The sequence below is a fragment of the Streptomyces sp. NPDC048191 genome, from assembly GCF_040652655.1.
Classification (GTDB): domain Bacteria; phylum Actinomycetota; class Actinomycetes; order Streptomycetales; family Streptomycetaceae; genus Streptomyces.
Genome location: NZ_JBEZMO010000061.1, coordinates 1 through 9,727, shown reverse-complemented (window position 1 = coordinate 9,727; position 9,727 = coordinate 1). Strand labels below are relative to the sequence as shown.

The following is a 9,727-nucleotide window of genomic DNA, read 5'->3' as shown; positions in this document are numbered from 1 at the left end:
GCCCCGCCGGTGGATGGAAACCCATCCACCGGCGGGGCCTTCGGCGTTGGCGCGTCTCAGAACAACGACATCTGCCCGTCCTCCGGTGCGGCGGGGTTCTCCGCGGCTGCGTCCGCCGGAAAGAGCGGTACGAGCGCGGAACTCGGATCGGACGCGCGGACGGCGGCGAGGTACGCCTCCGCGTCGTACCCGTTCGCCAGGGCCGCGCGAACGAGTGGGCGTGCCTCGCCCGCGAGCATCGCGGCGGCGAGCGCGTCCAGGTCCAGCCCGTCGCGGAGTGCGGCCTGGATGGCCTGTGCGCGTCCCAGAGAGCCACGGGTGTCGGCGTAGCCGAGGTGTGCTCGGCCGGCTGCGCGGCCTTGGTCCGCCATCTGCCGCATGTTCGTGCGTTGTGTGGCGTTCGACAGGTGGTCGAGCTCGACGCACAGGGACTCGTTGCAGCTGTGTGCGGTGATCGTGCGTGGTGGGAGCGGGCCGTGCAGCAGCTCCATCAGCCACCGGTGCACCCGCACGGTGCGTTCGCGGCCGGCTTCCGTCACGACGGCCTTCGCGTAGCCGTCCGTCGTCAGGCTTCTGACCCAGTATCGGCATCCGTGCGGCACCAGCACGCTGCGCTCGGCGACGTACTCCAGTGCTCGCTCGATGCCCCTGGCCACCCTCGCGCTCCCCCGCTCGTCCGGTACTGGCGTTGGTCATCCTGCCAGGGACCCGACGGGCGGGGGATCACTGCACGGCGGTGGTCGCGCGGGCCTCGTCGAGCAGCTTGCGGGCGTGCGCCACGACGGTCAGCCCGGTCTCGCGCTGGACGTCCTCGACGGTCAGGTCCGCTCGCTCCTTCAGGAGGTCGCGGACCTTCTCCAGCCGGGCCGCGCGAAGCAGGCGCTCGGCGTGCACCGGGTGGACCCCGAGGCTCTCGGCGAGCACCTTGGCCGTGACCACGTTCGGCTGCTCGTCGAGAATCAGGCGGGCCTGCTGCCGGCGTTCCTCGGCCTGCGGTGTGGGCTGCCGGGGAGCCTTGTTCTTGCTTCCGACCTTGCGGCCGCGGCCGGGCTGGCTTCCGCGGCCGGGACGGTTGGCGTCCCAGTCGAGGATGGTCTGCCGGCGCCAGAAGTCCTCACCGCCGACGATTTCGCCGTCCACCTCCTGGCCGCCGAGGTTGAAGTCCGGCGCCGGCAGGCGGGTCTTGTCGCCGTACTTGTACGTCTTCCAGGTGCTCAGCGTGACGCGGCGCTCCTCCGGCAGGGCGTAGAGCGCCTCCTCCAGGTCGAGCAGGTCGTCGGGGTGTTCGCCAGCCGGCACCGTAGGGAGGTCGTATCTCGGCTGTTCGTTGAGGGCCTTGGCGCGCTCCTCCTCCGCGTGCGCGGCGAGCAGCTGCTCCTTGGAGTAGAGGCGCCGGCGGCTGCCCTCGCGGTTGAGCAGCTTCAGGCCGATCCTCTGCCAGGGCTTGGTGTCCTGCCAGTAGCCGACGCTCATGCCGAAGATGTCGGCGGCGATCTGGTCGTCGGCAGGGGTGACGCCATTGGGGATCATGGGGGTGGTGCTCCTTGGTAGGGGTTTCGAGTGGTGCAGCAGGTGGTGCCGGCCAGGCGCCACCCTAGCCAACATTGAAAAAAATACCGCACTTGGGCCGGGCGTGGGAAGTGCGGTGCCGGAGTCGGTGCCGGCGCACGGCCGCCGCCGAGGTGTCGGTGGCGGCCGCGCGGGTTGGTCAGAACAGTGCCCCCTGCTCCTTGGTGGGCTCGCCGCGGCGGAAGCGGGCGAAGGCGAGGGCGTCCTCCTCGTCCTCGAAGCCGTGCTTCATGAGGACCTTCTCCAGGGCGTCGTACAGGCCGGCGCGGCGGGTGGAGGAGTTGTAGATCCGCTCGACCTCCAGCAGGGCCCGGACGCGGAGGAACTCCTCCTCGTCGTCGCCGCAGACCTCGCGCAAGGTGTCGATCATCGCCTGGGCGGCGTTGAAGGCGATCGTCTCGTCCAGGGGGCGGCCGGGGAACGGCTCGCCGGTGGCCTCCTCGTAGATCCCGGGGAGGTTGTCCTCGACCTCGTGCTTCTTGAACACCCAGATCCGGCGGATCAGGTGCAGCTCGTCGAGCGTGATGAGGGTGATGTCGCGGACGTACTCGGGGCCGCGGGCGCGGATCTTCGTCTGTGCCTCCAGCAGGCGGCGCAGCCAGTCCTCGCGGGCGGCCTGGGTGTAGGGGCCGTGGACCAAGCGGTCGCGGTGGATCATGAGGGTGCCGTTCATGCGGCGGAAGTCCCGCAGGTGGCGGTCGTCCTCGATGTCGAGGGCGTCGCGCAGGGCCAGCAGGGGCCGCATCCACTCCAGTTCCTCGTCGTTGGTGACCATCGCCTTCAGGCTCTTGTCCTGCTCGACCATCGTGCAGGTCCAGCAGCCCATCCGGCTGTCTCCGCAACTGGGGGTGGAGGTGTCCACGACCAGGGGGCACTCGCTGTCCTCGGAGGCGCCGCGGTACATCGCCAGCAGGTCCTTGTTGGAGTGGCCCCAGGGGTTGGGGTACTGCATCAGGGCCATCCATACCTCGTCGGTGGTCCACGCCTCGATGGGCGAGTAGACGAGCGATCCGGGCAGGCTGCCGTGCGGGCTGAGCCGGTCGCGGACGCGACCCTTCTCGTGCCGCTCCATCGTCCGGCGCCGGGTGGTCGACTCCGCCTTGCGGATGCCGAGTACGAGGATCGCCTGCCCGTACCGGTTGGTCACGTCCATGATGAATTTGTTCGAGGGCCGAATTTTTAGCCGCTCCGTGCACCACCTGAACTTGGGCCGGGGTGCGGCGTAGCCGCGGCCGATGAGGTTGACCCAGAAGGTGTCTTCGAGCTCGGGGGTAAGGCGGTGGGGCTCGATGGGCAGTTGCTGGGCGGCGGCCGCGGTGCGCATGGCCTCCAGGGACCGGTTCGCCCACGCGGCGACCACGGGGTTCTCGACCAGGGTGTCCGTGGAGATGACGTGCACCGGCTTGGTGCGCTGCTCGACCGGCAGGCCGGCCAGGGCCATCCACACCAGCTGAAGCGTGAGGGTGCTGTCCTTGCCGCCGGAGTAGCCGACGACCCAGGGGATGCCGTCGGCCAGGTAGAGCTCGCGGATCTCGGCGAGCAGTTCCTGAATGGCCTCGTCCATGGCGCGGCCGCCGAACGGCTGCGGCTTGACGACTTCGAGTGGCAGGAACAGGGGGGTGGACAGGGGAAGGTCTCCTCTCGGTGGGGCGGCGTGGGGCCGCGGGTGAGCGATGGATGCGCGCCGGGCGGCGCGAAGACGGGGCGGCCGTCGCCCGGCGGCGTGCCGGGCGACGGGCGGGCGCGGCCAGCGGTTTGCCCGTCGCCGGTCGGCGCGGCCGCCGTTTCAGCGAGTGGCCGCCGCGGCGGCGAAGGCCAGGGCGGCGGCCCGGGGGTCGGCGGCCTCGGCGATGCGGGTCAGCCGCTGGAGCTGGACGCCGATGCCGGCGCCCGCGAGAGGCCGCACCGTGTGCGGCCAGAGGGCGGCGACCGCGTCGGCGTAGTCCTTGCCCGCGAGCGCGATCACCTCGGGCGCGTGGCGCACCGCCCCGCCCATGGCGGCGACCTGGGCGCGGTGCTTGGCGTGGTCGACGTTGCGCGGGTCCAGCCGTTTCTCGTACGTGGCGATGGGCGTGCGCGGGGCGATCAGCCCGTACCGGCCGCTAAGGATCAGGACCCTTCCGCCAGGGATGGCGCGGGCGGCCGTGAGGCACTTGGTGAAGTACAGGCTCTGATAGAGCTCCTCGGCGGGGGTCTTCTCGTCTGCGGCGACGGGCTTCTTGGTGGCGCTGCACGGGATCACCACGATGGGGCGGCCCGCCGCGGGCAGGGGGGCGGGGAGGTCTTCGGCGGCGGTGCCGGCCTCCTCGTCGGTGGGTGGGGTGCGGGTATGCACGGGTCTCTTCCTGGGTTGGGTTTCGAGGGGGACCGGGGCGGCGGTGCCATCCGCCACCCCGGCGGGGGCGCGGCTTCGGGCGGTTCCGCCCGAAGCGTGGGAGTTCAGAACAGCCGGTCGGCGGCCTCGGCGGTCTCGGCGGCCGCGCGCAGTGCGGCGGCCGCCTGCTGGGCGGTGCGGCCGGGCGCGAGGGTCCACAGGTGGACGACCGTCTTGTGGTGCGCTGTCGGTTCGCGGCCGGGCGGGATCAAGACGGGTCCGCGTTCGAGGTGTTCGGCGAGGATGCGGTAGGCGTCATCGAGGGCGGCGCCGATCGCCTCCAGGTCGTACGGGCGGTCGGGCGCCATGCGGTCGCGGCCGGCGGCGACGTCGAGCGCGCCGCCGACGGAGCACCGGCGGTGTGCGAGGCGGCCGGGGCCGCTGAAGAGGCTGTGGCGGCTCTGGTAGATGCCGACGTGGGTGATGTGGGTCGCGGCCCACTCCAGCAGGGCGCCGGGGGTGGTCGGGACCAGGACGCTGTCGGGCGAGTAGCGGATGCCGGTCACGGCGGTCCTCCTGGTGACGGGTTCGAGGAGCCGGGGGCGGCGGTGCCATCCGCCGCCCCCGGGTGGGTCAGGTGCTCAGGACGTGGGGGATCGAGAAGGTGCTGCCGCTGGGGAGTCGGCGGCTCTTGCACTCGTTGGAGCCGTCCAGGGCGGTCGGGGTCTCGGACGCGGTGGAGGTGTAGAGCGCGGTCCCGCAGTGTCCGCAGTAGCCGCGCAGGTGAAGCTCCTCGGCGTCCTCGGCACCAGCGAGGTGGTCGAGGTAGGCCAGGAGGTAGAGCAGGTCCTCCGGCGCCCGGGTGATGAGCTCGGCGTTGGCGCGGGTCTCGGCGACGTCCTCCGCGGGCGTGTCGGTGTCCTCGGGGCCGTCGTAGCTGACCGAGACCTCGGCCACCTTGGCCCCGGAGGAGTCGCTGACGACGAAGTCGGTGTGCACCGCGTCCAGGTCGTCCTTGCTAACGGTGGCGCCGTTGCGGTTCCAGGTGAACTCTTCGACGCTCCATGGCCGGTGGGTTGCGGCGGCCAGGCGGTTGCGGATCTCGCGCACCCGGGCGGAGGTGTGGACCTCGTCGGGGAGCTGCGCGGCCTGGGCCAGGTCGAGCCGGTAGCCGAACGGCTCCCCGAGGGTGCGGGGTTCGTCGCGCTCGCACAGGGGCCGCCAGATGTGGCGGGTGCGGTCGTTCAGCTGGTCGACCCATCCGGCCAGAACGTCCATCTCCGCGACGTCGATGCGGCGTTGTTCTCCCCTGGAGGTCCAGTAGGTCCCATCGGTGCTCAGTTCGCTGCGGCGGCCATGCCAGAGCAGGCGCAGGTGCGTGGCGTCGAACGGTGCGGAGGGCTCGTCTTCGGTGAGGATGTCGCGGACGGCGGCGGCGATGTGCGCGCAGGCGATGTGGGCCAGGCGGTCCTCGGCGCGCGCGATGCGCTCGTGGACGTCGTCGAGCGCATCGTTCAGCTTGGCGTCGTTGACGGTGTACGGGGTGGTCATGGGGTCCTTCCGTCTGGTGCGGGGGTTTCGAGCGGAAGGCCGGGCGGCGGTGCCATCCGCCGCCCGGCCTGGGTGCTGGGTCAGATCAGGAACAGGGCGTCCGCAACGGCGCTGCCGCGCTTCGGGTTGGTCGACAGGGCCAGGTCGTGCACGCGCTGGCCGGTCTTGTAGCTGGTGACGATCAGCCGTCCCGCCGGGGCTCCGCGGTACAGGTCGGGCGGGGTGACCTCGAACTGGAAGGTGTCCGATCCGATGCGGCGGGTCCACGTGTGGCGGTCCCGGCCGGAGGCGCGGGACCCGATGACGAACAGGCCGTAGTCGTACGCGGTCATCGTCAGCGCGGTGCGGGCCAGGTCGCGGGCGTGGTAGGCGATGGCGCGGCGGGCGGCGGCGGAGAACTCTTCCGCTCGCTGCGTCACCTTGCGCGGGGTGAACTCGGCTTCCGCGTACAGGAAGCCGGACACGGCGCGGACCATGTAGGTCCCGGCGTGCATGGCGCGGTCCCACGCCCGGTAGTTCGCGCTGTCGGTGTTCCAGTCCTCGCCGCCGGCGTAGCAGAGGCCGAGGGCCTGGATGACGGCCCGCATGGCGGGGTGGCTGTGCACGGGGGTACGGGGCCCCTCGGCGAGCATGGCGGTGACCTGGTCCTGCATCTCCCGCACGGCGCGGAACAGCTCGTGGTCACGGGCGTGGCCGATCATCTCCAGGGCGAGACGGACAAGCTTCTCTGACCCGTCGGTGACCTCGGTCAGCGGCAGGTCCGCCAGTGTCTTGTCGAGCTGGTCGAGCGTGGCGGGGGTGGTGTCGGTCGTGACGGCGCGCAGTGCGGCGTGCACCGCGGAGATCAGCGGGAAGTGGGACACAGGGTTCTCCTCGGACGGGGTGGGTTTCGAGCGGGCCGGGGGCGGCGGTGCCATGCGCCGCCCCCGTGGTGAGCGGGTCAGCCCCGGCGGGTCTGGCGGCCGGGCGCGGTGCGGACCATCGCGGCCGGGTCAGGGCCGAGGAAGCGCACCAGGTTGATCACGACGTCAGCGATGTACTGGGCGATGCCGGGACGGCGGGGCTGCGAGGGGTTCACGGGGGTTCCTCCGTGGGTTCGGTGTGGGTTTCGAGTGGTGGTGCCGGTCGGGGTGCCACCCCCTTCCAACAAGAACAACAATACCAGGTTAGTGCCTGATTTCCAAGGGGTTGGGAGCCCTGGTCCTGCACGGGGGTCCGGCCGCCGGGTCGGCGGCCGAACCCCCGGCTGACTGCTACTGCGCGACGGCGGCCGGGGCCTCCGGGGCGGCGGTCCACTCACGGCGCGGGGTGATGCCCAGGTCCTCAAGGACCGGGTCGAGACTCCCGTTGTCCGGGACCCATTCCCAGTCGGCGCCTTCAATGCCGGGCCGCTCGGTCCAGGTGAGCATGTACGAGCGGCCGGAGGTGCGGGGGTCGCCGCACACGGCCTGCGCCTCGCGGCGGGTCATCGCCCACAGGGCGCGCTTGCGGGTGCGGCGGGTGTTCTTGGAGACGATGAGCACCAGGGCCATGCCCTCCTGCCAGCCCTCCCCCACGGCGGGGGCCGGCGCGGGGGTCGGCTCGCCCCCCGGGGCGTGGTGGCAGTTGGCGCAGCGGCGCGCTACCGGGTGCCACTGGCTGGAGTGGCACATGGGGCACGTCTCGGCCGCCGGTGCCGGCTCCTCGACCGGCGGGGTCTGTTCGGCCTGCTCCCGGTGTTCGGCAGCCTCCGGGGCAGGTGCGGGCTCGGCCTTGAAGTTCCGCGGCGCGGCGTACCCGCACACGGTGCACATGCCGCGCGCCGTGCTGAACCGCTTCTCGCTCCCCGCTACGCGCTTGCAGTGCGGGCACACCTTCCGCTGCGCCTCGGGCTCGGGCTCCGTCGCTTCAAGGCGCGCGATGTCGGCGCCGCTGGCCCATCCGCGCACCGCGTCATACGGAAGGGTCTGGGTGTCGCAGGTGCACCGCTTCCCGCCCTTACACGGCGACGGCCGCCCGTAGTACACCGTTCCGGCCGTGCACTCGCGGTCGCCGGACCGCACCACCGCCATACCGGTACGGGTCAGCAGGTGCGGCACGGTCACGCTCTTCTTGTTCACCCGCAGCACCTCGCGCCAGGTGCCGCCCGCGTTCACGAAATCGCCCTTCGTGAAATCGTCGGGCCCCCACACCTTGAACCCCCGGGCCTCAGCCTCAGCGATCACCGCTTCCTCGAACGCGATCTTCTCCAGGACCACGTCCCGCTCAGTGGCCAGCGTCGCCAGACCCTCCGGTGTGGTCGAGCGGGTGAAGCCACACGCGGACTCCCCGCGCTGCCACTTCTCGATATCGCGAAGCTCCTTGCGCAGCTTCTCCAGGCGCCGCAAGGTCCGGTTGGGGTCCCGGCGGAACGCCTCGAAGTGCTCGGCCGCCGCCGCACGGTCAGCCCAGTAGGAAGCCTTCCAGCTCTCCTCGATACCGCGCCGCATGTGGTTGTCCATGCGCTCGATGTCGCGGCGGTGCCTGCGCTCCGAGTGGTGACCGACCTTGATCGGCTCGCCGGTCATGTATTCCGAGATGGCGTCAGCGGACCGGTGCGCGCCCTCGGCCCGGGAGGCGGCGTTCGCGGCGTAGCCGTCATAGCGCTCGGCGCGGGCCTCGGCACGCTCGATCCGCTCGGCTTCCGCTTCGGCGTAGCTGCGGCGCTTGTGGTCGTCGATGTCGACGGCGACGGTGTACCCGGCCTCTTCGAGGTAGCCGCGCAGCTTGTTGACCGTCCACCGGTCGGCCGCGTGATCCCGGGAGTGGGGCAGGTACCAGCACTGAAGGTCGTATCCCCAGCGGAAGGCCAGGCCGCCCCGGCGCCCGTACTCCTTGCGCTTGAGGATCTTCCCGGCTTCGTCGCCCTTCTCGGTTCCCTCCACGAGAGTGCCGTCAGCGCGGGTGTGGGTGATGGTGATCGTGCCCTTGGCGGGTGTTGCGGTCATTGAGAGGTGATCCTCCACGGTTGGGGTTTCGAGGTCTGCTGGTCGGGGTGCCACCCCCTTCCAACAAGAACAACATTACCAGCTTTACCCCTGATGTTCAAGCGTGGAAGCGCCTTTGAGCAGGGGTTTCCCGGACGGGGATTCCGGGGCGGCGGCATCGTCCGCCGCCCTGGCGAGAGAGGCCGGCTGGGGTCTGTGGGCGCCGGTCGGCTAGGTCAGAACAGTGCGGACTGCCCGGCCGCCTCGGCTTCCTGCTCGGCCTGTCGGCGGCGCTCCTGCGCCCGCAGCGTGGCCCGGCGTTCGGCGGCGGCCAGTCTCCGGGGCTGGAGTTCCTCGGCGGTGGCCCATCGGACCAGCAGCTCGTGCTCGCGCAGTCCGGGGGCGTCGTCGGTGACGGTGTACCCGACGCTGGGCTGCTGGAGCCAGTTCTGCATCCCGGCCAGCGTTGCGTACCAGTTCGGCCCGTAGGCGCCGGCCACGGTGAGCAGAGTGCCGTCGGAAGTGCGGTACGTGCGGGTGCAGAACGCATCGACGCTGTAGGCGGTCGGGAGGGCCTCCTTCTGCTGGGCCTCGGTGAGGACCAGCATGGTGAATCCGCCCTGGACCAGGCCGCGGTCGACAGTGTCCGGGCGGGTGAATTGCTGCATCCCGCTCCTCTCTCTCGGTAGTCCGGCGGGGGCGGCGACTCCGTCGCCCCCGCCGGACGGATGTGGATCGTCGGTTTCTTGCGCTTGGGCAGGAAAGCAAGGCCGGCGGGGGCCCGCGGGCGTCGGTCGGCTCGGTCAGAACAGTGCGGACTGCCCGGCGTCCTCGGCGGCCCGTTCGGCCTCCTGGCGGCGGATCAGAGCGACGAGCGGGGCCTGGCGTGCCGCGGCGGTCTGCCTGCGGGCGCGGAGTTCCTCGCCTGTGGCCCAGCGGACCAACAGTTCGTGGTCGCCGAGTTCGTGGGCGTCGTCCGTGACGGTGTACCGGATGTAGGGCTGTTCCAGCCGGTACCGGATCGCGGCGCGGGTCATGACCCAGTCCGGGCCGTAGGCGCCGGCCACGGTGAGCAGGGTGCCGTCCGGTGTGTGGTAGCTGCGGACGGCAAACCCGTCTTCGCGGTAGAGGCCGGGGCGGTCCTTCTTCTGGGCGGCTTCGCTGAGCTTCAGGTCGGTCAGGCCGCCCTGGACCAGGTGGTGGGCGACGGTGTGCGCCCGGGTGACGCGCGGCATCGCGCTCCTTTCCTCGGGGACGGGAGGGGGCGGCGGCGTTCGCCCACCACCTGGTCCAGGGCGGCCTGACCGACCTGAAGCTCAGCGAAGCCGCCCAGAAGAAGGACCGCCCC

General features: G+C 71.4%; 11 protein-coding genes. All 11 read right to left on the bottom strand.

What is annotated here, in order from left to right; all coding sequences use genetic code 11:
* Positions 1-56: 56 nt before the first annotated feature.
* Positions 57-656, bottom strand: a complete 600-nt coding sequence (locus AB0D93_RS40930; protein ID WP_362131662.1) for an HNH endonuclease — start codon at positions 654-656, stop codon at positions 57-59.
* Between the two features lie 67 nt (positions 657-723).
* Positions 724-1,530, bottom strand: coding sequence for a hypothetical protein (locus AB0D93_RS40925; protein WP_362131659.1), 807 nt, complete (start codon positions 1,528-1,530; stop codon positions 724-726).
* Between the two features lie 178 nt (positions 1,531-1,708).
* On the bottom strand, positions 1,709-3,133 hold the full coding sequence (gene dndC / locus AB0D93_RS40920) for a DNA phosphorothioation system sulfurtransferase DndC (RefSeq protein WP_362131656.1): 1,425 nt from the start codon (positions 3,131-3,133) through the stop codon (positions 1,709-1,711).
* A gap of 222 nt (positions 3,134-3,355) precedes the next feature.
* The gene (locus AB0D93_RS40915) at positions 3,356-3,904 is read right to left on the bottom strand and encodes a DUF6884 domain-containing protein (protein WP_362131653.1); all 549 of its coding nucleotides are present in this window, start codon (positions 3,902-3,904) and stop codon (positions 3,356-3,358) included.
* A gap of 104 nt (positions 3,905-4,008) precedes the next feature.
* Complete coding sequence (locus AB0D93_RS40910; RefSeq protein WP_362131650.1) at positions 4,009-4,449, bottom strand: DUF6197 family protein; 441 nt, start codon at positions 4,447-4,449, stop codon at positions 4,009-4,011.
* A 67-nt stretch (positions 4,450-4,516) separates the two neighbouring features.
* Positions 4,517-5,434, bottom strand: coding sequence for a hypothetical protein (locus AB0D93_RS40905; protein WP_362131647.1), 918 nt, complete (start codon positions 5,432-5,434; stop codon positions 4,517-4,519).
* Positions 5,435-5,514: 80 nt separating this feature from the next.
* Entirely contained in the window at positions 5,515-6,297 is a 783-nt protein-coding gene (locus AB0D93_RS40900) for a hypothetical protein (RefSeq protein WP_362131644.1), read from the bottom strand.
* A 77-nt stretch (positions 6,298-6,374) separates the two neighbouring features.
* Positions 6,375-6,512, bottom strand: a complete 138-nt coding sequence (locus AB0D93_RS40895) for a hypothetical protein (protein WP_362131642.1) — start codon at positions 6,510-6,512, stop codon at positions 6,375-6,377.
* A gap of 175 nt (positions 6,513-6,687) precedes the next feature.
* Positions 6,688-8,400: a DUF3560 domain-containing protein gene (locus AB0D93_RS40890; RefSeq protein WP_362131639.1), complete on the bottom strand. Its 1,713-nt coding sequence runs from the start codon at positions 8,398-8,400 to the stop codon at positions 6,688-6,690.
* 215 nt (positions 8,401-8,615) lie between these two features.
* Positions 8,616-9,047: a hypothetical protein gene (locus AB0D93_RS40885; protein WP_362131635.1), complete on the bottom strand. Its 432-nt coding sequence runs from the start codon at positions 9,045-9,047 to the stop codon at positions 8,616-8,618.
* Between the two features lie 135 nt (positions 9,048-9,182).
* Entirely contained in the window at positions 9,183-9,614 is a 432-nt protein-coding gene (locus tag AB0D93_RS40880; RefSeq protein ID WP_362131632.1) for a hypothetical protein, read from the bottom strand.
* Positions 9,615-9,727: the final 113 nt, after the last annotated feature.